The organism is Mycolicibacter sp. MU0083 (assembly GCF_963378075.1).
Taxonomy (GTDB): Bacteria; Actinomycetota; Actinomycetes; order Mycobacteriales; family Mycobacteriaceae; genus Mycobacterium; species Mycobacterium kokjensenii.
Genome location: NZ_OY726394.1, coordinates 592,158 through 615,459, shown reverse-complemented (window position 1 = coordinate 615,459; position 23,302 = coordinate 592,158). Strand labels below are relative to the sequence as shown.

Annotated in this window: 27 protein-coding genes and 2 riboswitches; of the genes, 8 read left to right on the top strand and 19 right to left on the bottom strand. The window is 63.2% G+C overall.

The window, feature by feature from the left end; translation table 11 throughout:
* Positions 1-33 precede the first annotated feature (33 nt).
* From RCP38_RS02875 to RCP38_RS02865, 3 genes are all read right to left on the bottom strand, one after another.
* A complete protein-coding gene (locus RCP38_RS02875; RefSeq protein ID WP_308475495.1) occupies positions 34-468 on the bottom strand; it encodes a type II toxin-antitoxin system VapC family toxin in 435 nt (144 codons plus the stop codon).
* Complete coding sequence (locus tag RCP38_RS02870; protein ID WP_308475494.1) at positions 465-761, bottom strand: FitA-like ribbon-helix-helix domain-containing protein; 297 nt, start codon at positions 759-761, stop codon at positions 465-467. Before RCP38_RS02870 ends, RCP38_RS02875 begins: the two co-directional genes overlap by 4 nt.
* 137 nt (positions 762-898) lie before the next feature.
* Positions 899-1,144 (bottom strand): type II toxin-antitoxin system VapB family antitoxin, encoded by a 246-nt coding sequence (locus tag RCP38_RS02865; protein WP_308475492.1) that lies wholly within the window; start codon positions 1,142-1,144, stop codon positions 899-901.
* An 18-nt stretch (positions 1,145-1,162) separates the two neighbouring features.
* On the opposite strand from RCP38_RS02865, the gene RCP38_RS02860 reads away from it, so the two are divergent.
* Positions 1,163-1,372 carry a hypothetical protein gene (locus tag RCP38_RS02860; RefSeq protein WP_308475491.1) on the top strand — a complete coding sequence of 70 codons (210 nt, stop codon included), beginning with the start codon at positions 1,163-1,165 and terminating at the stop codon, positions 1,370-1,372.
* Between the two features lie 9 nt (positions 1,373-1,381).
* Here RCP38_RS02860 and RCP38_RS02855 read toward each other — a convergent pair whose 3' ends face one another.
* The 9 genes from RCP38_RS02855 to RCP38_RS02815 form a co-directional block, all read right to left on the bottom strand.
* On the bottom strand, positions 1,382-2,272 hold the full coding sequence (locus RCP38_RS02855) for a hypothetical protein (protein ID WP_308475490.1): 891 nt from the start codon (positions 2,270-2,272) through the stop codon (positions 1,382-1,384).
* Positions 2,273-2,320: 48 nt separating this feature from the next.
* Complete coding sequence (locus tag RCP38_RS02850) at positions 2,321-2,974, bottom strand: vWA domain-containing protein (RefSeq protein WP_308475489.1); 654 nt, start codon at positions 2,972-2,974, stop codon at positions 2,321-2,323.
* A 20-nt stretch (positions 2,975-2,994) separates the two neighbouring features.
* On the bottom strand, positions 2,995-3,375 hold the full coding sequence (locus RCP38_RS02845) for a hypothetical protein (protein WP_308475487.1): 381 nt from the start codon (positions 3,373-3,375) through the stop codon (positions 2,995-2,997).
* Between the two features lie 55 nt (positions 3,376-3,430).
* Positions 3,431-4,858 carry a protein adenylyltransferase SelO gene (locus tag RCP38_RS02840; RefSeq protein WP_308475486.1) on the bottom strand — a complete coding sequence of 476 codons (1,428 nt, stop codon included), beginning with the start codon at positions 4,856-4,858 and terminating at the stop codon, positions 3,431-3,433.
* Between the two features lie 20 nt (positions 4,859-4,878).
* Positions 4,879-5,310 (bottom strand): type II toxin-antitoxin system VapC family toxin, encoded by a 432-nt coding sequence (locus RCP38_RS02835; protein WP_308475485.1) that lies wholly within the window; start codon positions 5,308-5,310, stop codon positions 4,879-4,881.
* Positions 5,307-5,558, bottom strand: coding sequence for a ribbon-helix-helix domain-containing protein (locus RCP38_RS02830; protein ID WP_308475483.1), 252 nt, complete (start codon positions 5,556-5,558; stop codon positions 5,307-5,309). Before RCP38_RS02830 ends, RCP38_RS02835 begins: the two co-directional genes overlap by 4 nt.
* 129 nt (positions 5,559-5,687) lie before the next feature.
* On the bottom strand, positions 5,688-6,701 hold the full coding sequence (locus tag RCP38_RS02825) for a metallophosphoesterase (RefSeq protein WP_308475481.1): 1,014 nt from the start codon (positions 6,699-6,701) through the stop codon (positions 5,688-5,690).
* A gap of 34 nt (positions 6,702-6,735) precedes the next feature.
* On the bottom strand, positions 6,736-7,146 hold the full coding sequence (locus tag RCP38_RS02820) for a hypothetical protein (protein ID WP_308475479.1): 411 nt from the start codon (positions 7,144-7,146) through the stop codon (positions 6,736-6,738).
* Entirely contained in the window at positions 7,143-8,444 is a 1,302-nt protein-coding gene (locus RCP38_RS02815; protein WP_308475478.1) for an ADP-ribosylglycohydrolase family protein, read from the bottom strand. Before RCP38_RS02815 ends, RCP38_RS02820 begins: the two co-directional genes overlap by 4 nt.
* 33 nt (positions 8,445-8,477) lie before the next feature.
* Positions 8,478-8,590: riboswitch (SAM riboswitch) on the bottom strand.
* A gap of 116 nt (positions 8,591-8,706) precedes the next feature.
* Positions 8,707-8,821: riboswitch (SAM riboswitch) on the top strand.
* A gap of 143 nt (positions 8,822-8,964) precedes the next feature.
* Between RCP38_RS02815 and RCP38_RS02810 the strand changes: the two genes are divergently transcribed.
* The 6 genes from RCP38_RS02810 (at position 8,965) to RCP38_RS02785 (ending at position 11,947) form a co-directional block, all read left to right on the top strand.
* The gene (locus tag RCP38_RS02810; protein ID WP_308475476.1) at positions 8,965-9,168 is read left to right on the top strand and encodes a hypothetical protein; all 204 of its coding nucleotides are present in this window, start codon (positions 8,965-8,967) and stop codon (positions 9,166-9,168) included.
* Positions 9,169-9,190: 22 nt separating this feature from the next.
* Positions 9,191-9,985, top strand: coding sequence for a chymotrypsin family serine protease (locus RCP38_RS02805; RefSeq protein WP_308475475.1), 795 nt, complete (start codon positions 9,191-9,193; stop codon positions 9,983-9,985).
* Between the two features lie 77 nt (positions 9,986-10,062).
* Positions 10,063-10,503, top strand: coding sequence for a hypothetical protein (locus RCP38_RS02800; RefSeq protein WP_308475473.1), 441 nt, complete (start codon positions 10,063-10,065; stop codon positions 10,501-10,503).
* 37 nt (positions 10,504-10,540) lie between these two features.
* A complete protein-coding gene (locus RCP38_RS02795) occupies positions 10,541-11,575 on the top strand; it encodes a tetratricopeptide repeat protein (RefSeq protein ID WP_308475472.1) in 1,035 nt (344 codons plus the stop codon).
* Positions 11,572-11,790 carry an IS1096 element passenger TnpR family protein gene (locus RCP38_RS02790; protein ID WP_308475470.1) on the top strand — a complete coding sequence of 73 codons (219 nt, stop codon included), beginning with the start codon at positions 11,572-11,574 and terminating at the stop codon, positions 11,788-11,790. The genes RCP38_RS02795 and RCP38_RS02790 overlap by 4 nt, the downstream gene beginning before the upstream one ends.
* The gene (locus RCP38_RS02785) at positions 11,783-11,947 is read left to right on the top strand and encodes a hypothetical protein (protein ID WP_308475469.1); all 165 of its coding nucleotides are present in this window, start codon (positions 11,783-11,785) and stop codon (positions 11,945-11,947) included. Before RCP38_RS02790 ends, RCP38_RS02785 begins: the two co-directional genes overlap by 8 nt.
* A 1,216-nt stretch (positions 11,948-13,163) precedes the next feature.
* On the opposite strand, the gene istB is transcribed toward RCP38_RS02785, so the two are convergent.
* Positions 13,164-13,961, bottom strand: a complete 798-nt coding sequence (gene istB, locus RCP38_RS02780; RefSeq protein ID WP_308475468.1) for an IS21-like element helper ATPase IstB — start codon at positions 13,959-13,961, stop codon at positions 13,164-13,166.
* Positions 13,961-15,196, bottom strand: a complete 1,236-nt coding sequence (gene istA / locus RCP38_RS02775) for an IS21 family transposase (RefSeq protein ID WP_308475466.1) — start codon at positions 15,194-15,196, stop codon at positions 13,961-13,963. The genes istB and istA overlap by 1 nt, the downstream gene beginning before the upstream one ends.
* 297 nt (positions 15,197-15,493) lie before the next feature.
* Between istA and RCP38_RS02770 the strand changes: the two genes are divergently transcribed.
* A complete protein-coding gene (locus RCP38_RS02770; RefSeq protein WP_308475465.1) occupies positions 15,494-16,444 on the top strand; it encodes a hypothetical protein in 951 nt (316 codons plus the stop codon).
* 37 nt (positions 16,445-16,481) lie between these two features.
* Here the strand turns inward: RCP38_RS02770 and RCP38_RS02765 are convergent, their stop codons facing one another.
* The 5 genes from RCP38_RS02765 to RCP38_RS02745 all read right to left on the bottom strand — a co-directional run bounded on the left by RCP38_RS02765 (position 16,482) and on the right by RCP38_RS02745 (position 23,259).
* A complete protein-coding gene (locus RCP38_RS02765; RefSeq protein WP_308475464.1) occupies positions 16,482-17,906 on the bottom strand; it encodes a DNA phosphorothioation-associated putative methyltransferase in 1,425 nt (474 codons plus the stop codon).
* A gap of 20 nt (positions 17,907-17,926) precedes the next feature.
* Entirely contained in the window at positions 17,927-18,346 is a 420-nt protein-coding gene (locus RCP38_RS02760) for a T3SS (YopN, CesT) and YbjN peptide-binding chaperone 1 (protein ID WP_308475462.1), read from the bottom strand.
* Positions 18,343-19,251, bottom strand: a complete 909-nt coding sequence (locus tag RCP38_RS02755) for a phospholipase D-like domain-containing protein (protein ID WP_308475460.1) — start codon at positions 19,249-19,251, stop codon at positions 18,343-18,345. The genes RCP38_RS02760 and RCP38_RS02755 overlap by 4 nt, the downstream gene beginning before the upstream one ends.
* A 583-nt stretch (positions 19,252-19,834) precedes the next feature.
* Complete coding sequence (locus RCP38_RS02750; RefSeq protein ID WP_308475459.1) at positions 19,835-21,664, bottom strand: ATP-binding protein; 1,830 nt, start codon at positions 21,662-21,664, stop codon at positions 19,835-19,837.
* Positions 21,661-23,259: a DEAD/DEAH box helicase gene (locus tag RCP38_RS02745; RefSeq protein ID WP_308475457.1), complete on the bottom strand. Its 1,599-nt coding sequence runs from the start codon at positions 23,257-23,259 to the stop codon at positions 21,661-21,663. Before RCP38_RS02745 ends, RCP38_RS02750 begins: the two co-directional genes overlap by 4 nt.
* Positions 23,260-23,302: the final 43 nt, after the last annotated feature.

The window sequence follows — 23,302 nt, the reverse complement described above, 5'->3', positions numbered from 1 at the left end:
TTCGGTTCGGATAGCGCCGGTGATAGCAGCGGGTCAGAGCGCGAGGAAGCCGAGTTTTTCGGCGACGCGACGCTGCGCGGCGTCCCGCGACGCGAACCCGCGTTGCTCGCCGGGTGCCAGGAGTGGCGGAATCACCAGCGCCGCAACCGCCAGGTGCCAGGCATCCATCGCCCGCAGCGCATGCCTGCGCACGAGTTTCAGGGCGTCGTTCTCCACCAGTTCCTGCGGTGCATCCAGCACAAGGACCGGTCCGGCCAGGTCGGCGTCCAACGCCGCAAGCAGACCTTTTTCGTCGGCGCGACCGGCCCGAGCAGCACGGACCAGGGCGCCGGAGACCTCGATGCGAGTCCAGGTGCCGGTCACCGTAGCGATATCGGGATCGGCAAGTAGCGCCGTGGCCTGCCCATGGCCGTCTTCGTCGGCCAGATAGGCACGCGCCAGCACCGAAGAGTCCAGGTAGGCGATCACAACCGGTCACGCTCGTCGGCCAGCAGTCGGTCGAGCTGGGTTCCGAGACCACGTGTCGATGCGATCGCACGCTGCCTGCGAGCGGCGCTGAGCGGCCTAGCGGTCTGCCCGCGCAAGATTCCCGCGGCCGCCGCAGCGGCCCGGACCTGCGCGCGCCGGTCGCCGGCGTCGGCATCGGCTGCCGCGTCGAGGATCTCGGTGGCCACCGCGTTGAGGCTGCGGCCTTCGCGGGCTGCCCGGGCTACCAGGCGCCGGTGCAGGTCCTCCGGAACCCGCAGCAGAAGCTGCTTCACACTCCAATGATAGCGCTCACCATGTTGTGATATCACTTGTTCATGCCGACCGGGCACGACCGGTGCGCAACGCATCGCAGGCGGCGTCGAAGCGGCGCCGTTCGGCATCGGGCCGCAGACAATCGGGGCGTCGCCGATCACCCGCGCGATCCGCGGTCGTCGTAGAGCAGTGCGCCGTGGTCCAGTTGCTTGGTTTCCTCAGGCATCCGCGCTGCGGCCCGCCGTCCGATGTCGAGGAATCGTACAGCGGCGGAGTCGGCTTGCAGGTGGACCAAGCGCTCCCGTACCGCGGCGGCGACTACCTGCGCGTGCGATTCGCCGGTGATCCTGGCGATCTCTTTGACCGCATCGTGAACCGCCGGATCTTCGATGTTCAACGCCATCATTGGTACCTCTCTGCCTTGACAGAGGTAGCCGTCAATCTGGTCGGCGTAGGCCCCACCGTGCCGGCCGAAGATCTGGAACCGCGTGTCACCGCGCTCGAGGGTCAGGTGCGAGCACACAGCCAGGAAATCGCCGCTGCTCGCGAGCTCGCTGCCTCCGGCCAGCAGCGCATCGCCGAGCTGATCCAGCAGGTGCTCGACGCCCGGGGCGGGCCCGCCCCGGCGTGACGCCGCGTGTCATCGGCCGGCGGCGAGTTTGCGCAGGCCGTTGAAAGCGTTCTGGAACAGCGGGCCGCTGTCGTCCATGGTCAGCATGATGGCACCCATGTCGATGTGCCCGCGGGCGTAGCGCAGCACCTCGGGCAGCTCGTCGATGCGTTCGACGAACTCGTCGATGAAGTTGCGGTAGCCCTCCAGCGGGGCATCGATGACGCGGGCGCAGTCCCGGACCACCTCACTGTGTTGCGCGAGCACGTCGACGCCGCGGCAGCGTTCGGCCAGATCGAGCAGGTTCTCGTGCAGGTCCATCAGCCGGTGTGCGGCATGCACGATCGCGCCCGCGTCGGCGGTATCCCCGTCGTAAGGATCGCCGAACATCCGGACGAACCCGGGGCTGAGCATCAGCTCCTCGATCTGACCGACCAGCACCGCGACCTGTTGCAGGAGATCGGCCAGGTACTGCCCGAGCGCAAATCCGTGGTGGATGCGCGGGCCACGGGTCGCGCAGTAGCCCAATTCCTGGTCGCGCAGCCGGGACTGCACCTGTGCGCGGCGCTGCACCAGCACCGAGACGAACACCGCGTAACGCCAGCAGGCGGGCTTCTCGGCGATCAGGGCCGCCAGGGCCTCGGCGGTATGGGCCACCGCGGCCACTTCGGTCGGTTCGACTGTGGCGGTGACGATCTCGTCGAGTTCGGGCGGTTCGGTGACGTGACGCATCAAAGCCGCACCGCCGGCCCCGTAGACACCCCGGTCATCACCGGTCAGCACCCAGTGATGTTGCTTGTCGGCGCGGTCACGGATCCTTTCGCGGTCCTGCCTGCCGGCCCGCACCACCCGCAGGTCGTGGACCAGCGCAAAGCCTCCGCAGACCAGGATCACCAGCACACACGTGAGCACCGCCTCCATGACCGGGATGCTACGAGCGGGGTCTGACAGCTCAGCTGCGGCCGAAGGTCAGCCGGCGGTGTCGTCGGCCAGCGCGGCGCGTTGCCTGGCGGTGAAGGCACGCATGGACGACGCCGGATCTGCCCGCTTCTCATTGCGATAGTCCCGGATGTTGCCCGACATGGCCTGCATCGCTTCGCGCGACTTGCCCCGCGCGTAGGTGATGGCTTGGCCGTCTTTGACCCCGAGGCCCCGGCCCACTTCGACGGCGTCCTGGTCGGCGCCCATGTAGAGGAACTCCCAACCGTGGTCGTTGGTCTGTTGTTCGACAAGGGCTTTGACGTCGGGACGTCGCCATTCCCCGCTGGCGTTCTCCAGTCCGTCGGTCATGATCGCCACGACGACGGTTCCGGGCCGCTCGGCCGGCGCCAACGCATCGATTTCGGTCGCCGTGTCGGTGATGAGCCTGCCCATCGCGTCCAGCAGGGCCGTGCGGCCGCGCGGGTGCAGTCGCAGCTCCGGCACTTCCTGCAGCGCTACGCCGCGGTAGACGACCTCGTACTCGTGGTCGAACTGCGCCAGGGTCGCGACGCACTGGCCTTCACCGGCGCGTTGCTCGGCGATGAAGGCCTCGAATCCGCCGATGACATCGGACTTGATCGATTGCATCGAGCCCGATCGGTCGAGCAGGAACACCAGCCAGCTGAGGTTCGGGTTCGTCATGGTCGGTCCTTTCGAGGCCACTAAGAGGGGTTGGACTTTCTGCGCGGCTTGAACCGCATCGGCTCGGGTGGGGCCACCGGCGGCAGGGACTTTCCCTCGTACTTGTGCCGGCGGGCACGTTTGACGTCTTCGGCGGTGATGCGACCTTGCCCTGACGCGTAGGGGGCCAGTCGTGCAGTGTTGGCCAGGCGCGGCCCCACCGCGTTTTCGGTGAGGCCGGCACTTTTACCGGCCGCGGCGATCGACAGTTCATCGTCGACGACCGCACTGGCCAGCACTTCATCGAGCAGCCGACCGGTGTCGGTTAGGACAGCCCGAAGGTGTTGTAGCGCTTCGGCTGCGGTGTCGGCCGCCTCGGCCCGGTCGAGGTGTCGACGAATAGGCGTGTAGGGGTTGGACATACACCACCATACCGCAGTTACTGCGGATTCCGCAATAACTGCGGACGATGCCGGGTCAGGTTCCGCAGAAGGTCCGGTAGTGGCCGAACTCCGGCGGAGCCGGGGCGGCATAGTCGGCGAGCCCGTCACGCTCGCAGAACGGCTCGGAGATCGCGTCGAGCAGCTTCTGGGTCGGTTCGAGGTCGCCGTGCGTCGCGGCGGTCAGCGCCTGCTCCACCAGGTGGTTGCGCGGAATGTAGACGGGGTTGACCCGGTCCATCGCCTCGACGTCGGGCCCCATCGCCCGCCAGCGCGCCAGCCAGTCGCCGAACGCGGCGGGCAGCGCTGCGGTGTCGCCGCGACCGGCGCGGGCGAGGTTGCGGAAGAACGAGGTGTAGTCGACGCGGTGTTCGTTCATCAGCGCCAACGCCTGGTCGATCAGCGCGGCCGCCTCCATGCCGGCACTCAGCCCGAACTTCTCCAGCATTCCGGCCGACCACAAACCGTGGTAGCGCGGCATGAATCCTTCGAGCGTGTCCACCGCCATCGTCAGCGCCGTGTCCTCGTCGTCGGAGAACAGTGGCAGCAGGGTTTCGGCGAATCGGGCCAGGTTCCACTGCGCCACCAGCGGTTGGTTGCCGTAGGCGTAGCGCCCGGCGTGGTCGATGGAGCTGAACACCGTCGCCGGGTCGTAGGCCTCCATGAAGGCGCACGGGCCGTAGTCGATGGTCTCCCCGGAGATGGTCATGTTGTCGGTGTTCATCACCCCGTGCACGAATCCGACGTGCATCCACCGGGCGATCAGCGACGCTTGGCCGTCCAGCACCGCCTGGAACAGTGCGAAGTAAGGGTTTTCGGCGTGCTGCGCGTCGGGGTAGTGCCGGTCGATCGCGTGATCGGCCAGGCGGCGCAGCAGTCCCAGGTCGCCGGTGGAGCGGGCCTGTTGGGCGACGAGCTGGAAGCTGCCGACCCGCAGGTGGCTGGCGGCGACGCGGGTCAGCACCGCCCCGGGCAGCGGGGTCTCGCGCTGCACCGGCGCGCCGGTGGCGACGACGGCCAGTGCGCGGGTGGTGGGGATACCGAGGGCGTGCATGGCTTCGCTGATCACGTATTCGCGCAGCATCGGACCGACCGCGGCCAGGCCGTCGCCGCCGCGGGCGAACGGCGTCCGCCCGGAGCCCTTGAGGTGGATGTCGCGGCGGTGGTCGCCGGCGAGTTCACCGAGCAGCAGGGCGCGGCCGTCGCCGAGCACCGGCACGTAGTTGCCGAACTGGTGGCCGGCGTATGCCTGCGCCACCGGGGTGGCGCCGTCGGGGATGTTGTTGCCGGTCAAAAAGTTCAGGCCGTCGGGGGTGTTCAGCCACTGCGGATCCAGACCCAGTTCGATGGCGAGTTCCTCGTTGAGCACCAGCAGTTTCGGGGCCGGCGGGGCGGCAGCCTGCCAGGGCTGGGCGAGCTCGGGCAGTTCGCGGGCGAAGTCGGCCGTCAGGATCGGGGACGCCATCTGCCCAGCCTACGGGGAGTTCATGTAGCGCCCAGTAAACCCGCGACACCTGCCGCGTCCGGCACAATGTGGGCGATCTCCGGAATCTCGCCAAACGCAGCGTCTGCCGAAACCAGGATCGCGCCGGCAGATTCGGTGACTGCGGCGAGGACGGCATCAAAAGCACCGACGCTTGAGATCGGCTCGTAGATGGCAAGTCCTCGCTCAAGGTGATCTGCGGTGACGCTCACCAAGGGCGACAGCACCGCCGCATAACTACGACCAAGCGCTGCAGCATCCCTACGGCCGCGGCGACGAGCTCGAACATGTACGAACTCTTGAATCACCTCAGGCGTAGTACTCGCTTCGATTCGCCCATCAGCGATTGCTGCGATCAGATCACGGCATGGCGCCCGGAACCGGTGCTCTGCACCTTTGGCATACAGCAGCACTGTCGTGTCGAGCAGGATCATCCGCGGCGGCCACGCAACGCTTCAAGTTCGAGCTTCAGCTCAGACGGTTCGGGAAGCTCCATGTCTACGGCACCAAGAATGTGTTGACCTGCCGCTTTGCGGCGATCATTAGCTCCCGCGAGGCTGCGATCAATCGCCTCGCGCACTACCGTCGCAACGGAGACACCTCGCTCACGCGCGGCCGCCGTGATGCGGCGGTGACGCTCATCGTCCAGCAGGATCTGAAGCCGATGCTCCAATATGGACATGCACATACATTAGCATGTGCATGCTATGTCCGGCTGACATCACTCCTGCCTCAGCCGTAGCGTCACAGCGGGCATGTGTTCTGTGGAAATCGGATAGCACCGGTGATATCAGCGTGACCGGATGCGTGGTCAGCGGCCCAATTGCACATAGTTTCCGGGGTTGATCGCGGACTCCCCCGACCACTGGTAGGCAGTCAGGGCGCCACCTTTGTCCTTGTTGACCGCGCTGAAGTCCACGCAGGCGGTGCGCGCGGTCCAGTCGACCAAGTGCTCGGGCTCGCCCGTGCGCCAGTAGTGGCCGTAGAACACCGGGACGGTGCCGGTGTAGACGTAGGACTGGGTGACCCCCTTGGGCTCCGCATCTGGAAGATTCGGGTAGGGATGACCGCAGTGGGCCGATTTCACCGCCCCCATCTCGGCGATCTGACGCAGAGTGCGCGCTTCACTGTCCCACCACCGGATGCGTGCCCGACGGCGAACGTCGCCGCCCTTGTCCACGTAGGGGGGCTGGCCGTGTTCGACCAGGCTGATCTCCGGGCCTTTGAGCAGGTTCTCGATTGCGCGGTACAGCCGATGATCTTCGTCGGTGGCGTCCACCAAGTGTGCGGTCTCGCCGAAGGGCACGTCGGTTCCGCAGTGCTGCAGCACGTCGGTGATCGACTCGTCGTGCCAACAGGCGTGCACCACCCGCAGGCCGGCCAAGTCGAGCCAGAGCGGCATGGTGGCAAACCAGTCCAGGTAGTGACGCTGCTGCTTCGCGGTCAGCTGGTCGAGGAAGGCCCGGTGCTGCCGGGCGTTCTGTTCGGACTTCGGGTGGTCCGGATCATCGTGCGGACGCCGATACTTCCCACTACCTTCCGGCCATTCGGTGTGGTAGGCCAGCGCGTTGAATTCGTGGTTGCCCATGACGATCTGGGCGCTGCCGGCCTCCACCATGGCTTTGGCGATTTCCAGCACGCGCAGCTGTCCGGGGCCGCGGTCGATCAGGTCACCGACGAAGATCACCTGCCGTTCCGGATGCCGGTATTCGCCTGCGCCGGAGGCTTTCCGGTAATCCAGTCGGGTCAGAAGCGCTTCGAGGTCGTCGGCGCAGCCGTGGACGTCGCCGATGATGTCGTAGCCCTGCACGGTGGAATCTGCCACTGAGGACCTCCCTTTCTCCTGCCTCTGGATTGTTTCAGTCGGTACCGACATGTCTTCTGGCCCCGTCGCGGATCTCGCCGCCGGAGGCTTCGTGGCGCCACACTAAGTCGAGTGCGTCAGGCGGCGCGGTACGCGGCCCCAGGTAGTGGCACCGCAGGCATCCAGGACGATCGCCCAGCACGACGCCGGGATGCTGGGACGGCCAGTGCTCCGGATCCGGTCCGTAGACGGATTCGTATGTCAGGCGGTGGTATTCGCGACGATTCCAGTAGCCGCGGGCAACGTTTACCGCGGTCGACGAGAGTTTCCACTGGGTAAAGCCCGTCACCAGTCGCTCGGTACCGGCTTCCCAGCCGAAGATCGCATCCCAGTACGGGCCCCAGGTGTTCGGGGCGTGCTTTGAGAACCGAATGGCGGGTTGCAGTCGCTCTGGTCCTCGGCTCATGCCGCACCCGCCAGGCGATACAGTGCCGCGCGTACCTCGTCGTCCAGATCGACGGGGCGCCGCAACGCCTCGACCACGTCGCGAAGTGCGTCTTCGATCCCGATGCCTCGCCGGCGTGCCCCGTACAACGCGCCGACGGCTACCGCATGGCCGGTGCCGAGCAGTGCGTGCACGAACACGGCCCGGCCGTCGGCCCGAAGGCGTTCGAGGACACGCACCGTATCGAGTAGCCCGAAATCCACGTTGACGGTGTCACCACCGAAATCCGCCGGTCGCACGTCGAGCGTGATGACTCCGTAGCACGGATCGGGGTCACCCGCTTCGGACAAGGTCACCACCACGTCGAGGCCCGGGCGCAGAAGCGATGTCACCCGCGCATACGGGCTGACGCCGCCGATCCAGAGGTCATCGTCGTGGGGATGCCGGCTCCCTTCCAGCTGAACCTTGTTCACCGAGGTGTCGTTCCGCCGCTCGGCTCCCGCCCACCCGATGATCGTGTCGGCCAAGGCGTCCAGGCTGTGGGCACGTATGCCGGGCCAGCCGCGCAGCGTCAGCCGCCAGTCTCCGGGGACCGCCGAGGCACCGTAGACCGCACCGAGCAGACCGCCGATGATCGCGGCCTCCTCAGTCGATGCGCCGTCACGCACCGCCGCCTGCACCGCGTTCCGCAGGTGATCGACGCGGAACACCCCGTTGGCGGGATCATCGTCGGGGATCGGGGTGTGCACGATCGTCGACAACGCGCGCGGCAACGCACCCCGGCTCTCACCGTTCGCGGCGCACGCCGACGGGTCATGGCGTTCGGCTTCATCGAATCGGTTCGACCACAACCGTTGTCGGGATGATTCCAGTAGTTGCAGGCCCGCCCGGATATCGAGTTCTCTGGTCAGAATCGCATGGCGAATCGCGGCGCACCACAGCACCGCGGAGTCGGAGACGTCGGGATCGTGCTGGATCAGTGCGGCAATCGGCCGGACCACGCCGGCAAGTTCGGCGGCGTCGCCGAGGCAAGCCAATGCCGCCGGCGCGGCCGGTATCACCGAAGTGGTCCGATCCCCGCCGCCGGCGGATCCTCGCCACCAATCCCAGCGCGCGGCAATGCGTTCGCGAGTTCCTTTCTCGCGCACGTCCGCGCCAGCCGCTAGCAACTCGGCGACCGGAATCACCCTGGCCGTGCCGCCTGCCCACGCCCCACCGTTCGCGGCGGCCAGCGCCTCGCCTGCTGCGGCGCCGAGCAGGCCGCCGCGGGCGCGGTCACGTCGAATCGTGGTCAAAGGCGTAGATCTGGTGTTGCCCATTGCATTACTCCTGAATGCCCGGGCCTCATCGAAGAGGCGCTCTTGCCGGACACCGGTCGGTGTCGGCCGCTTCGTCATCCGAGCCACCCACGAGCGTGGGGTTGGCGTGCCATCCAGTCGGAGCTTGTCGACGGCAACTCGTGAAGCAGATTCAGTATACCGGAGGCCGCCGACGAGCAGACGACCGGGTCGGATCACCTACTGCCCCAGCCTGATCCGTCGACACCGGAACGTGTCGTACCCCCGATCTATCATGTAAGTGGCTCAAGAGAGGACAGCAGATCGGGTACCTGGCCCGCTGTCACGGCAACCGCGCCCCACCGCACGGTGCCCCAGGGGAAGAGCCGGCACACCGACCGGGTGTGCAAGCGGTGTCCGCCCGAACGTGGCGAAACCAGAACGGCACGACATGCGCAGCGACGGCTGTCTCCCCGCGCCTCCGCCGGCCTCGCCCACTGCGGTAGCGAACCTCCGCCGCCGCTCGCGGCCCGTTGTCCGCTGTTCAGAAAGGAGCAATCACGTGCTGAAGAAACTCCGCGACCGGATCAGCTTCCTGCTGGCCAGATACGCAAACGCGATCATGGGCCTCTACATCGCGATGGCGTGGGTCCACGTGATCGTCTGGAAGGTACTGCTCTCGCTGTGGATCATCATGATCGTGTTACTGGTCCCCATCCTCTGCGTCCAGGTAATCCAAGCGCTGCTCGGCATCAGCGGGATCTGAGCGGGCCGCTACCCTGACGACGGTGACCGGAGGAAGCCGCTGGCAGACCGCCAAGACCGTGGCGTGGCGGATCGGGATCGCCGTGGTGGTGGCCGCGATCTTCGCCGGCCTGGTGCACGTCAATCGCACCCACCCGATGCATTCCCAGGCGACCATCCCCTCGGCGGACGCGATCGGGCCCGGTATCGGCATCAGCGTCGTCTCCGACGGCCAACCGGAGACCAAGATCTGCACCGCCGGGTTCCTGGTGCGCACCCGTGATGACCGGCCCGCGCTGCTGACCGCCGGGCACTGCAACCCCGACGGCGGTGCCGGACAGGTCGACATCCGCCACGGCGGGGTATGGGCGTTTCGCACCATCGGCGCGTTCACCGAGACCGTGCACGACGGCAGCACCTGGGACGACTACGACATCGGGCTGATCAGCATCGACGATCCGGGCAAGATCCCGTTGACCTCGATGGTCGACGGACATCCGGTGGTCGGTGTCGCCGAGCACGTCGACGTCGGTGATGTGCTGTGTCACTACGGGATCCGCAGCGGAGGTCCGGTATGCGGGCCGGTGGTGGCCAGCGAGGCCAACAAGGTCCGCTTCGAGGCCGGCGGCACCTGCGGGGATTCCGGTGGGCCCACCTACCGGCTGCGCGAGGACGGTACCGCCGAGGCGGTCGGCATCTATATCGCGGTCTCCGACGGCACTTACTCGGAACCCAAGTGCGAAGACCCGCACCCGTTCTCGATCGCCCAGACCATTACGCCGTGGTTGGCGGCGTGGGATCTGACGTTGGACACCAGCACCGGGCGGGTATCGGGCTGATAACGTGTCGGCGCCGCCGATAGCGGTGCGGAGATAACGCTCGTAACCTGGGGAGATAACCCTAGGAGGGCAGAACAATGGCTACCTCGGTTCTATCTCCCACCACCGCCGTGCAGGACCGCACCCGGATGTTCGCGCGCGTGCTCGGCCCGTTACTGGTGATCCTCACCGCCTCGGCGATCTTCCGTGCCCCGCAGGTCTGGGAGCGCGCCTCGGAGTCCGGCACCGATCCGTTGTTGCTGTGGGTCGCCGGGGCGTTCACGCTGCTGGCCGGTCTGGTCGTGGTCGCGTTTCACCCGTACTGGCGGGGCCCGGCGGCGCTCTTCGTCTCGGTGACGGGCTGGATCACCGCCCTGAAGGGGTTCGCGTTGAGTGTGTTCCCCGACGCCGGGATGTCGACTGCCAACATCGCCATGCACGCCGAGGGCTGGGCGCGCGCCGCCTACGTGCTGTTCGCCCTGATCGGGCTGTATCTGACCTATGTCGGGTGGGCGCCGCAGCGCGATCAGGGGCGGTAGGCGGCGGCGCCCACCCCCATACGGCAGGATGACGGCCATGGCGAATCCATGGGCGCAGCTGGAACAGGAACTGTTTGACGCGGCGACCGCCGAACCCCGCGACAACCAACGTTTCGTCACCGCCTTGGAACAGGCGGTTCAGGCCTGCCACACCGACAAGCGCGCCGCGAAGCATTTCGAGCTCGGCGAGCTGTACCTGTACCTCAGCGAGGAATACCAGGCGTTGGACCGCTACGACGACGCGCTGGTGGCCGCCGACCGGGCCGTCGAGACCGGGTTGGAACTGACACCCGACGCACGGTGCCTGCGCGCGGAGATCCTGATGCGCACCGGCCGCATCGCCGAAGCCGAGCCGATCTGGGCGGCAGTGCTCGCCGATACCCCCGATGACGTATGGCTGTACAACAATGCCGGGCTGGAGTACGCCGAGACCGGTGACCACGTCACCGCACTGGACTGGTTGACCAAGGGCCTGCAACTGGCGCTGGCCACCGGTGACCCCGAGGGCGCAGCCGACCAGCTGTACGAACTGCGCCAGGAGAGTCTGGAACACCTCGGCCAGTCCGCCGACGAGTTGCAGCAGCAGGCGGAGGAGTTTCTCGACGCGCTCGAGCAGGACCATCCGGAGTGGCCGATGCCGGCGGAGGACTCCCCGATCGACCCGTTCGACAAGATGGTGCTCGCCTGGCTGCCGACCGGCGACTACGACGACGCACTGGCGGCATGGCCGGAGTTTGCGGCCACCGAGTTGATGGCCGAATCGGCGGGGCCGCTACCCCATTCGACGTACTGCGTCGCGCTGCAGCAGCGGCTCGAGGAGCTGTCCGAAGCGGGATTTCCCACCCTGGTGATCGCGCCGGTGTCGGTGGCGGCGTTCACCGCCTGGTGTGCCGAAGCTGACCGGGACCCCGACTCCGCTGAGTCACGTATCGGATACGCCGAGCACCTGGCGATCACCGATGCCGCCTCGCTGATCGCCTGGCCGCCGGGCCGGAACTATCCGTGCTGGTGCGGTTCGGGACGCAAATACAAGAAGTGCTGTGCGGCACCGGGAGCGATGGCTGCAGTGTGATCACCGCTCGGCTGCAGGTGGTGCTGCGCGACGTCGAGCCGAAGGTGCTCCGGGTGTTCGACGTGCCGTCGACGGCCACCTTGCCCGAGCTACACGATCTGCTGCAGGCCGGCATCGGCTGGACGGACTCGCACCTGCACCAATTCGTCACCGCCGACGCCACGTACGGCATGGTGATCCCCGACGAAGAAGGTGTGGCCCGAAGATATGCGTGACGAGGCCGGTGCCCGGCTGGCAGACCTGGCGCCCGGCTTCGAATACCACTATGACTTCGGCGACGGCTGGATCCACGATGTAGAGATTCTGCGCCGCGGCTGCCAGAATGCTGGAATGCAGAAGCGAGTGTCGAGATGCAACGCATTGAGATGTTGAGTCGGTTGATCAAGACAGCCGAAGCGTGCGACACGTTTGGGATGCAAACCTGGTCTGAACGCCAGAAAGAGTGGGGACCTCGCATACCTGGCTCATCGGTCCTCGATGAAGAGTTCCTCACCAAAAAATTGCTGCGCGGCACAGACGCGAACCAGAAAGGAGTCCCGCAGTACCAATTCACCCGCAAGGAGGAAGCGACTACTGGAGCCGACTGGGAATGGTGGATCGGCGGAGGGACGCGGTGGCGATGCCTGCGGTTCCAGGCGAAACCCGAAACCCGAAACGCAGAACGACACTCCACGCTATAGCGAGCTTCTGCATCCTCACTCAACGGGGCAACAGATGAAGAATCTGCTAGCGGAAGCCGCTAAGGGCCATGATGCGTTGGCGCGACCCGGGCACGAAGTGCATCCGTACTACTGCTTTTACAACGGCTGGAACCCACCAGACACGCCGCCATGGCGAGGATCACGATCACATGTTGCACAAGCAAGCCTCGTTCGCTACCTACTTACGGGCAGCGCGCCCCGTTGGTGGTGGGGTTCGCTTCAGAATGGACCGGGCGCATCTCACCTGAGAGGTTGGGGTGCGGCGGTGTTGCACGCAGAGCGCGTGTGCCAGATCCTGTCCAGATCAACAACCAGCACAACTGCTGGCCTTAATGCCGAACCGTACTTCTGCGAATCACTTCCTCTATCAACAATCTTGTTTCGGGATGTGGCGAGCTACTTTCGGTCAACTCACGATCAAAGTGATGGCTGGGGCCGACTTCCCGACTACGCTAGCGACATTCTCATGCTCCGTATGGACCTGGACGAGGACGCTCGGGCTGAAGCAGCTGGTCGCCTTGCTGCGATCGGAGGAGGGGGCGTTGATGAGTCGCGCTTGTCAATCAGCATTCGCGCAGCAGCAGTGATACCGCTCGACGGATTCTCTGCGGACACCGTTGTCGCAGATTCTCCGCTGCTTGGGCAATTGATCTCCCTTGCTTAGGCACCTCCGCCGGCACCAACTCGCCCTCGGCCGGTTGACCCTGATTTAATTCGAAACCATCATGACCACACGCACCAGTCAGGCTGCGTCACAGGAACTGTCACCTATCCGTGCAGCGGACCCGATGTTGCCACGTGCACCGCATCGACGACAGGATTCAGGCTGTCAACGGCAACTGAAAACTGACCAGTTGTCGGCAATCCAAAATTGACCAGCTTGGGGTTCATTGGTCGTCGGCCGTGACGGTGGGGACACGGCCGAGGTCTCGGTCTTTGATGCGGTAGCTGTCTCCTTTGAGGGCGATGACTTCGGCGTGGTGGACGAGGCGGTCGATCATGGCGGCAGCGACGACGTCGTCGCCGAAGACCTCGCCCCAGCGTCCGAAGGGTTTATTGGAGGTGACGATGAGGCTGGCGCGTTCGTAGCGGGAGGACACCAGTTGGAAGAACAGGTTGGCGGCCTCGGGCTCGAACGGGATGTATCCGACTTCGTCGACGACCAGTAGTGGGTAGCGGGCCAGGCGAGCGAGTTCGGCTTGCAGGGTGCCGCCGTGGTGGGCACCGGCTAGGCGATCGACCCATTGCGATGCCGTGGCGAACAGGACCCGGTGACCGGCCTGGCATGCCCGGATCGCGATACCGATCGCCAGATGCGTTTTGCCCGTTCCCGGCGGGCCGAGGAACACCACGTTGTCTTTGGCGACGACGAAGTCCAGGGTGCCCAGATGGGCGATGAGGTCACGTTTGAGGCCTCGAGCGTGGTCGAAGTCGAACTCCTCCAATGATTTCCGCGACGGGAAGCGGGCCGCTCGGATGCGTCCTTCACCGCCATGGGATTCACGAGCAGATACTTCACGCTGCAGACACGCCGCCAGGAACTCCTCGTAGCTCCAGGTCTCGGCTCGGGACCGTTCGGCGAGCCGCTCAACGGCCTCACGCAGGGTCGGCGCTTTCAAGGCCCGGGTAAAAAACGCCAGTTCGGCGGTTACGTCCCGGCTGCTGGTGCCGGCTTTGGCGACCATCACGCCACCGGCCCATCAAGGCCCAGAGCGGCGTCGTAGTCGGTCAGTCGGCGTTGTTCGACCTCGACGTGAGCTGGCACGGCCAGGACATCGAAGCGGCCGCGGCGCAGCAGTTTGGCGGCTTGGAGATGCTCGGGATCGCTGATCGTCTGGTGTTTGGCCCAGATCCGCCCATGGTCGGCGACCAGGGTGCCGGCGCACCAGACGCGGACTCGAGCCAGATCTGCGGTGACCTCGATGCGCCGCCCGACCGCGCCGGGATGCACCGAATAGTCGTTGCCATCCAGGCGGATGTAGTGGTCGCGCGGCAGTCGTGTCGAATTGCGCCATCCCACGCTCGGCCCGACCGGCGGCAACGCCAACATCGCCGCCTTATCCGCATCGATCCGATCGGCCGGGCGGCACTGCAGCACCCGGTGTTGGCGGTGATTGGCTCGCACCAGCCAGTCGGCCAACTGGGCGTTGAAGTCCACCGGTGAGGTGAATACCCGGCCCGGCAGGAATGCGCGTTCGAGGTAGTCGTGAAACCGTTCCACCAGACCCTTGGCTTCAGGGTCAGCCGGCTTACAGATCAGCACCTTGGTCGCCAGCGTGCCACGAAACGCCTGGCATGCCGCGGTCAGTTCAGGTTGTCGTGCCCGCCAGCGCCCGACCGCGCTTTCACCGTCCCATACCAACACCCGCGGCACTGCACCCAGCATCGAAAGATGCTGCCACCAACCGGCATACAGATCCTCTGTGCTGCGTGTAGGGATCAGCAGCGCCGATGCCCACCGCGAATACCCACACACCATCGTCAACACCGGCAGTGCGGTAGCGGTGCGGACCTGACCGTAACCGACCGGCACCTTGATATCGGGAAACCAAAAGTCGCATTGAGCGATCTCACCCGCCACATAGGTCGTGCGTGACGCTGGGTCCGGCGGCAGATACACCGGGCGCAACTCCCGCACCCGCTCACTGAGCGTCCGGATCGAATACGACCACTCGATCCGCTCGGCAATCACCGTCGCCGGCATCCGCGGATAGGCCGCCAACAGCTCACGAATCCTCGGCTCAACCTCATCAACCACCGACCCCGCCGGCGCACGCTGGTATTTCGGCGGACCCTCCGAAGCCAGGGCCGCCTTCACCGTGTTCCGAGAAATCCCCAACACCCGCGCTGCCTCCGAGATCGGCAATCGCTCCGACCGGCGCAACCGCCGGATCTCTGCCCAGTCCTCCACGCTCAACACTCGCTTCCTCCCTTGGCCGATAACCAAGGGTCTCCAGGAAGCTGGTCAACTTTCAGTTGCCGCGCACTGGTCAGTATTCAGTTGCCGTCGACACAGGCCATGTCCGACCCCGAGGTCCTTGGCAGCAATCGAAACGGCCTAGACCCTAAGGCCTTTCATTCCCTTGCCGCGGCCATGCCCAATCACCTCCAATCCCAGGCATTTGCCACTGAGGCTGGCAGCCCAGAGCGCGCGGTCCATGACCGGATCTTTCGTTCAACCACCATCCACCATCAGAACGACTTAGGTGAGTGGACCGTGGCACGACCCACTCGCCCGGACTGGCTGGCCATCTGGACGGCCATGACCGATAGCTTCGGTAGCGCCACTGAGACACCCATCAGCCTTAGCGAAATCGCGTTGCAGATGTCCAGTCAAGCCCTTGACGCAAACCCCGAGGTCCTTCGACTCATCCTGATTGCTGGCCTCCTCACCAGGAGTGACCTAGTCCTATACGAGGACGAGAATCTCATTGACTCCCTTGATGACGGCGCAGCCAGTCGCCTGTCTGAAAACATCACCGCCTTTAGCGTTAAGAATCCGCAGATTCTCTACGGACAAAGAAAAGCACTCTTAGACATCTTGGCACGACGCCTCCAACTAACAATCACGCCTGACTCTTCCGCCTTGATGGAAGTCGTAGCCACCCTCTACCGGAGATTGCTGGCGATGCCAGCCTATACGCTGCAGACTACCAAGTCACTGTCGCGAGATTCACTAGCCGTACGCCAATGCTTCAGGGGCGCATCAGAGCCCGACACACTGCTTTTCGCGACACTCCCTACCGTGCTGATGATTGAACCATTCACGGGATCGGAACGCCTGAACAGCGTCGCAGCTGGTGAATATACCGTCGGAATTTTCAAGGCGATTAATGAATTACAATCTGCCTATCCAAACCTCCTTAACGATATACGTCAACAGCTAGCAAAAGCTGTATCGCTAGGCGTGGTCCCGCTTTCTGAGCTCCGCGCCGATCTAGTCAAACAAGCACGTACTATCGCCACGCAAAATTTAGATGCAGACTTAGCAGCCTTCGTCGGGGCCATCATGTCTTGCGGCGGCGACGAGAAGTGGCTGGAGAAAGTCGCAGGCGTGACATGTGGCGGGCACGCACCAATGACGTGGACAGACGATACTACTGAACGGTTCCGAACGGGGATTGCGCAAGTGGGAGCTAGTTTCCGCGAAGCGCTTCACTCGCGGTAAGCGCAAAGGTATGGATCGATTAGCGCATCTCGCCTTTTCATTTCAATTTGACGACCCGATGACCGCGCAGAGTTACACCGCATCGAGCCAACTCCTCAGCCCAACCGGCTTCCAATCCTATACGTGTGGGATTCTGGTAAAGGCCGGCCCGAACCTCAGCCTGCGTTAGCCGTCGATACTTCTCGATATCGGGATCCTGCGGGGCCAGAAACTCTTCCTTCCGGTGTAAGATCGGCCGGTTATTTCTGTCGCCGAACCGCTGAAGAGCCGACTCCAACGACGACATTTCAACGCCATAAGTCCAGTCAAGCGTCGGGTGTGGATCAACATCGAAATCTGGATACGACGACCAGGAGACACGCCGCCCGCGGTGTTCCAACTTTAGAATATTCCAGCCCTCAGGCCGGCCGGCCGCAACGAAACCGCAATGCTCGTACAGCTTCAGTACGACAGGCATCTCCCGAACGGCGCGCTTATGCACATATAGAGCAGTCGCGGTCATCTTTCCGGGCGAGTTCTGCATAGCTCCTCGGATATATGCATCGTCTCGTATCTTTATTAGAAGTCGGTCGGCCCGTGCGCACGCTTCGCGATAACTACTGAAGCAATGTTTGATATCGGCCTGGACGCCGACCGGTAGCCCCTTCAAGGGGGCGCGACCATTAAATATGGACGTCCCTAGGTATAGTAAAGTGTCTAGCGTCGCCCGTCGGGTTCCCTCGGCAATGCGATCACGTGAGGCCCCTTTGCTGATGACCTCGAGCATTGACCTTCGCGATACCTTGCCGAGCAGTGGCAGAACAGTTGGGGGAATCTCTTCAAATAGCGGCGGTCGGCCGCGCTTCTCAGTGAACGCGATGATCTCTGCAACAGCAGATGCATAATTCTGACTGTCAGCCCATTCGAAACCGGTGATTGCGCCGCGTGCCAAATATGCGAATCGGTCCGAATCGTTGCGGAAGGCATACACGATACCCGGGACCGGTGACACGCACCGCGTACCCGTCGCATCCTCGACTGCTTGTCGGAGTTCAGCGGGACTATAGAGATGCTGGAAGGTGTTGCGAGTACTTACGATTCCATCGGCACTGTGCGTACCATTGAGTGTGGAGAGTTCCCACTTCAGACGAGTCGAGACGATTAGGACCCGCGCCGCTAGGGCCCATGCGGCGTCGAGGGTTGTTCGACGCTCACCGACATCTTCGATAACGTTCAAAACATAATTTAGAAATACAGCCTGCCGTTCAACTAGTGGCGTATCCGCAGCATAGTAGGGATCCCAGCCGATCGCATCTAACCCCATCCGTTGGAGTCGGAATGCATCTTGCCCTCGCCCGCAGCCATAATCGAGCACAGACATGTCCGGACGGACGACCTCATCGAGCAGTGCTTGCCGCACGGGCCTGGATAAGTCGCCGCGGCCTATTGCCGTTCTGTGCCGGGAGCTAGTCCACTCGTCCATTCGCTATCACCACACCACGCCTATTGTTCGAAAGCCCGTCTGCCGCCGAGAATCTCCTGCAAAGAGTCGTCATGGTAGTCCGCGGCCCGCGCAAGCGCGGCGAGTATGGTCATGAGCTCCACCTCTTGGAGGTTATCGCCAAGGAGGAAGTACTCAATACAGACGGCACGCGACTCCGGGTAAAACACCCAGCGACCAAACTGCGTCTCAACATTCAGTCGGTTGACTTCGCGCAACACGCAGTCCTCGTCGGCCCCGACTGAAGTCAAGACACTCGAACTTATCTGAACTACCGCTTGAGACCCCCAACTGCCCACCTCGATAGAAACTCCGGCGCTAGAGAACCGGAGGTACATCACGCCATCCGAGGTCTCGTTCCAACCTAACGAGTTGGCTTCGAGGATCGACGCGACCTGACCGTACAGCTGTTGTTCAGTCATCGCACTCCTGTGGCGGCGAGGCAAACTAGTTCAGTGCGGCGATGAACTGTGTAGGAATACCTCTCGGGAAGAAACTCGAACATCCATCGCATCGCTGTCTGCCAGATCGTCTCCGCTTCGTCCCGATCGTATGACAGAGCCTGCATAATCATGTCCCGCACTTCGCCGAACCGCCGCTGACGCGTCAGGAAGTGATCCAGCCGTTTGAAAAATGCCTGGCCAAGGAGGCGATCTGAGACGAGAGCCTCGAACTGCTGACGAGCCAGTCCAGGCGGGAGGTCTAACACGAGCAAGTCGACACCCGCGGCAGCCGCCGACGTAGACGCCAGCGTGTCGACACCGTCTCGGTACGCTAGGAAGAGATCAGCTGGTATGCGCAAACGGGGAAACCACTCTTCTAGTATCTCAGCCCTAGTAATGAGGGAAGGCCCTTCCGCCGGACAGCGCGGCAAGAGCGCAGCAATCTCCTCAACACGGCGAGCGATATCCTGGGTCGCAGCAACACTTTCCAAGACCAGGCGTTCCTCTAATGACTCGACCGCCTCTCCGTCTACGTGGACTAGCAGCTCTAGATTTGAATTGGCTGCCCATCCGAGCGCAGATGCAGTTAGGTTCGCCGAGCCGACGAAGGTGTCCACCTCGTTCCGATAGAACTTTGCGTGCAATCGGTCATGCAGGTAGACCATTCCCCCGCGACCGCGAACCGCGGGTAGTACCTCCGTATCCGATACCCCAGCTGCAACCTCGTCGGGCCGCCACCTCGTATACAGCGCTATCTGGACGCCCTCAGGGATCGCAGCTAGGACTTCCCGTACGACAGCAGCTTTCGCGAAGGGAGCGCACATCACGAACTCCCGCCGACTGGAGGCGGCGAGATCGAGAACGGCGTCACCCAGGGGCCTCACGCGTCTGGCTCCTGCAAGATTTCGATCGAACGCCTACCCCACATGTGCCGAGCGTCCTCCGCAGCCCGCCGAGTAGCTCCGCCGGGGAGGCTGTCCTCGTATAGCGCCCACGCGCTAAGAAGTACCTCGCACAACTCCTTATATGAAGAGTGCCTGCTGTCGATAAACGGCATTGGCATGCTTGCGAACAACTCATGGGTCGAGTTGAGGGTCATCAGCACCGTATTCCCAGCTGAGCGGACGGTAAAGAATGCATCCGAGTCGAGCGGATGCTGGCTGACCCTGATGGTGACCCCACTCGAAAGGGTCAGTGCCCGCAGCTCCCCAGGGTCGCTCGAAGAGAGCAGACCCGCCCGGCCATCGGGCGCGTCGTGCGATCCCCTACGCAACGCCCGCGTCTTGACAGTCATTAGCGCCCACTTACGCCCGGGTTGCCAGATGAACCGCTCGTGACTCTGCCATAGCAGAGCTTCACAATCGCCGGCGGAGGCCCCAACCCTTTCAGCGATCTCGTCAACCGTTAGAGGCTCGTCCGATTGGTCGAGTGCCAGTGCTATGTCGTCGGCCGTAATCATCGTCGAGCCTATTGTCGACTTCCAAGGAATGCCTCTGCCATGCGTCCCCAGTCGTATCTGACGTTCTGAGTAACACGCCGTTGGTCATTTGGCTGCTCATCTTCGTATCGCGCCCAGGCGAACAGCATCATCTCGAGACCAGATTGGGCAGCTTGTAGCTTCTCCTTCAACTTCTCCGTGTCGTCAGGCAAGCTACTAGGATCACGAGCACCGAGCAGAAGATCATAAGCGGGGTGATCCGTGTTCAGGGTGACGAGAAGGATCCCTCCTCGGGGTTGGACTGAGAAAAATGCTCCGCCTTCAAGGGATGCTACATCGATCCGATATTTCAGTCCCTTGTCTATCGTCTCGGCGGCGAGCACTTCAGCAGACTCACGCGAATGTCCGTGGTGTTCAAGCTGATCAGCAACTTCCGCTATACGTTCGTCGGCTGGCTTGCCCTCGCCTTGATCGCTCTGCCCCTGGTGGCCTTCTTCCTGGCGCCGACGCACGACTTCGCTGGCAGCACTCTCAACGGAGGCCTCTGCATGCCGAGTCCTCCGCCGTTTACCCTCCGCCTGGGTTTTAATCATGTCCCGCATCAATTTGATATTCGTCTGAACACGATGGACAATTTCCAACAAGGGTTCGAGCGGATCCTCATCGTCCCTGAGTGCGGCACGCGCGGCCGACACGCCCCCATGCTCCTTGATGATGGCGCCAGCGTCGATCTTCGCTGCCTCCGCAAAGTTTCGTGCCGATTGCTTGTTGTTGGAGACCCCGAACAATTCATCCAAACCGGGCTCGAACGATACCTCGACTCCCCACCAGCGTTCACGGGGGTCATATGTGGTTGTCCAAGCAGGGTCTAGTTCCAATTCACGGCCTGCGCGTACGACGGATACACCTGCGTTACGGCCTGCATGTTGTCCGTAGGCAAGGTTTCCAGTTGCCTGGCCTCCGCCGCTGTTGCGCGCCGCTTCAGTTGCAATGGACAGCTTCACCGTTACAACGTGATCCTCGCCCTTGGACCGGACTGTAATCGGGATTTCGTTATCTCCAGGGGCAGGGAAGGGGCGAAACATGGGCTCAGCATCGAACGGTGCCGGACAGCTTGTGTTCGCCATCAAATAGAGCGGATCGTTTGGCTTCGCGTACCGCTCCTGTTCGATGCTGCCCGGTTCGTCATACATGAATCTCTTCAAGACGATCGCGACCTTGTCATTTGCGATCCAGTACCGGTACATCCGACCGATCAGCTCTTCCGAATTATCAATCAGGGCCTTTGACGTACGCCAAAGGATCCTGTCGACGTTGCTCCATACGACCAAAGTTCCGCTACGCGATAACTCACGTTGCCCGGCCGCTGTGCACCAGATCCTTGGCAATGCCCTACGCTGCGGCTCCGGGAGATTCCGCATACGCCCAGCGTTGATTTCGGGTAGATCGATATAGCTGTGCAGCGCGTTGTCGGCACCATCGGTCCAGCTCCAGACATCGACACGTTGGCATTGCGATATCGAGGCACTCGGAAGACCCATTCCAAAACGCCCCATGCCTGTTTGTTCTTGCGCATTCAGCCGAGTCCCATTGCCGAATTGAAGTGCGATCCTCAGCGTGTCGGCATCCATGCCGCAACCATCGTCAAGCACCGCCACTTCGTGCAGGCGCTTCCGGGCTCGCTGCTCGACCTGTATTTGACGATCCGCGCAAAGGAGCTGCACGGTCTTTGCGCCAGCCTGTATAGAATTGTCCATCAACTCCGCGATTGCGTAAGCGGCGTTCTTGTAACCGTTGTCGCGCATCGCCTTGACGGCAAGCGCCGTCGGAACAATGTCGAAATCCTTGATATCACTCACCAGACGTCCTCCCAATTGTCAAATGCTTCAGCCATATTGCAAAACCCGGGCAGTCGCGTATCCACAACGGTCGCAACTTGTGCCGTCTTGTTGCCGCCCGCCTTCAGCCCGCGCGTGGCCCGCCCGACCATCTGACTGAAGAGCACCAAGCTCTTTGTCGGCCGCGCAATGACGGCGCCGCTGGTCTGCGGTGCGTCGAACCCAGTGGTCAAAACACCGTAATTGACAATCACTCGCGGCTCATCGCTAGCTGCCCTGTATGAACTAATAATGCGCGCGCGATCACCCTTCGGCGTCTCACCCGTGACCGCATACGCCCAGTAGCCACGCGCACGTAGCACCGTCGCGAGGACCACCGCGTGGTCTTTGGTGGCCGCAAAGACAATCACTCGGTGATGCTTGTGGCACATTGTTTCGGTCTGGTTCAAGATGAGCATGTTCCGCTGCTCATCAGCGGCCAGGGACTGGATAATTCGTTGTGGAATGTCCAGTGCATCAGCGAGTTCCGCAAGATCGGCCGGCGACAGTTCGCTATTCGACGTGTAGTCGAGTTGGACGAAGTCCGTCTCAGCCAGATAGCCTTCGTCGATCAGGTAGCGAACCGGGTTGTCGTAGCCGCGGACTTCCAATGAAACTTTTCTTCGGTAGAAGAAGTCTGCCAGGCGCTCGTCTTCATCGATGTCGTTCCAAGTCCGCCCCGGAGTCGCGGTCAAGCCCAGCAAGGGCGCCGGCCGACCGGCTTCGGTCAAGACCTCGAGGAGCTGCTGGTATGTCGTGGCGATCGCCTGATGCGCCTCGTCCATGACCACGAGACTCGTGTGCCCAGCGATGGCTCCTATATCCACCAATGACCGGCGGGCAGAGGCGAAAGCCTTGCTGAGGCCCGCCACGACGATTCCGTCACGAATAACAGGAAGTCTCAGATCATGTGGCCCCCACCACCGCTGAACATCCACCGGACGATTGCCCTTGGCGGTCCATGCCTTCTTGAATTCCTCGACGGCTTGCTCGCACAGTTCCTCCGAATGTGCCAGCCACACAACAAGCTTCTGCTCTCCCTGATTGAGGAGTGTCGAGATCAGGGACATGGCTGTTCGAGTTTTGCCGGATCCCGTAGGCATGTGGAGCATGACACGGTGGGGCTCGTCTCGCAGGTGGTCCAGTACGCGCCGCGCGGCTAGACGTTGGTGATCGAACAGTGGATAGTCCGGGAGCACGGCTTCAAGGGCGGGCGGAACTATGCGCTCCTCGGATTCGTCACTCACAGAGAAGAAGTCCAGCAATGCTGCGGCCCGCGACGAACCACGGCGGACAGACATGGAAGACAGCGCTACGTATGGATCTCCCTCCAACCGAAGCCGCTGGGCGAGGAGCCGCGCGCTGCCGGGCGGAAGCAACATCAAAAGTTCTGGCCGAATGGCATTGTCGAGAAGCATGTCAGCGGGGCTCCGCAGACCGACCGCGATCTCACCAAGCCGGTCCGGCCTAGCAAGTTGAGGGTCGAGACCGGCGAGTAAATGGACAATCTCACGCCCCACGAGCCGCTGTAAGAGCGGGTCGGCAGCGCGGCTAATCAGATCCTCAAAAGTAGTCATGATCTAGGAATGCAGGCCCCTGGGGCATCGACGTACACCAGCT

Bases quoted from the DNA above. Each gene is read 5' to 3' on its own strand.
- RCP38_RS02865 (WP_308475492.1), bottom strand. From the start codon at position 1,144: ATGGCGTTGAACATCGAAGATCCGGCGGTTCACGATGCGGTCAAAGAG.
- RCP38_RS02855 (WP_308475490.1), bottom strand. From the start codon at position 2,272: ATGGAGGCGGTGCTCACGTGTGTGCTGGTGATCCTGGTCTGCGGAGGC.
- RCP38_RS02850 (WP_308475489.1), bottom strand. From the start codon at position 2,974: ATGACGAACCCGAACCTCAGCTGGCTGGTGTTCCTGCTCGACCGATCG.
- RCP38_RS02845 (WP_308475487.1), bottom strand. From the start codon at position 3,375: ATGTCCAACCCCTACACGCCTATTCGTCGACACCTCGACCGGGCCGAG.
- RCP38_RS02840 (WP_308475486.1), bottom strand. From the start codon at position 4,858: ATGGCGTCCCCGATCCTGACGGCCGACTTCGCCCGCGAACTGCCCGAG.
- RCP38_RS02835 (WP_308475485.1), bottom strand. From the start codon at position 5,310: ATGATCCTGCTCGACACGACAGTGCTGCTGTATGCCAAAGGTGCAGAG.
- RCP38_RS02830 (WP_308475483.1), bottom strand. From the start codon at position 5,558: ATGTCCATATTGGAGCATCGGCTTCAGATCCTGCTGGACGATGAGCGT.
- RCP38_RS02820 (WP_308475479.1), bottom strand. From the start codon at position 7,146: ATGAGCCGAGGACCAGAGCGACTGCAACCCGCCATTCGGTTCTCAAAG.
- RCP38_RS02815 (WP_308475478.1), bottom strand. From the start codon at position 8,444: ATGGGCAACACCAGATCTACGCCTTTGACCACGATTCGACGTGACCGC.
- RCP38_RS02800 (WP_308475473.1), top strand. From the start codon at position 10,063: ATGGCTACCTCGGTTCTATCTCCCACCACCGCCGTGCAGGACCGCACC.
- RCP38_RS02795 (WP_308475472.1), top strand. From the start codon at position 10,541: ATGGCGAATCCATGGGCGCAGCTGGAACAGGAACTGTTTGACGCGGCG.
- RCP38_RS02785 (WP_308475469.1), top strand. From the start codon at position 11,783: ATGCGTGACGAGGCCGGTGCCCGGCTGGCAGACCTGGCGCCCGGCTTC.
- istB (WP_308475468.1), bottom strand. From the start codon at position 13,961: ATGGTCGCCAAAGCCGGCACCAGCAGCCGGGACGTAACCGCCGAACTG.
- RCP38_RS02765 (WP_308475464.1), bottom strand. From the start codon at position 17,906: ATGGACGAGTGGACTAGCTCCCGGCACAGAACGGCAATAGGCCGCGGC.
- RCP38_RS02760 (WP_308475462.1), bottom strand. From the start codon at position 18,346: ATGACTGAACAACAGCTGTACGGTCAGGTCGCGTCGATCCTCGAAGCC.
- RCP38_RS02745 (WP_308475457.1), bottom strand. From the start codon at position 23,259: ATGACTACTTTTGAGGATCTGATTAGCCGCGCTGCCGACCCGCTCTTA.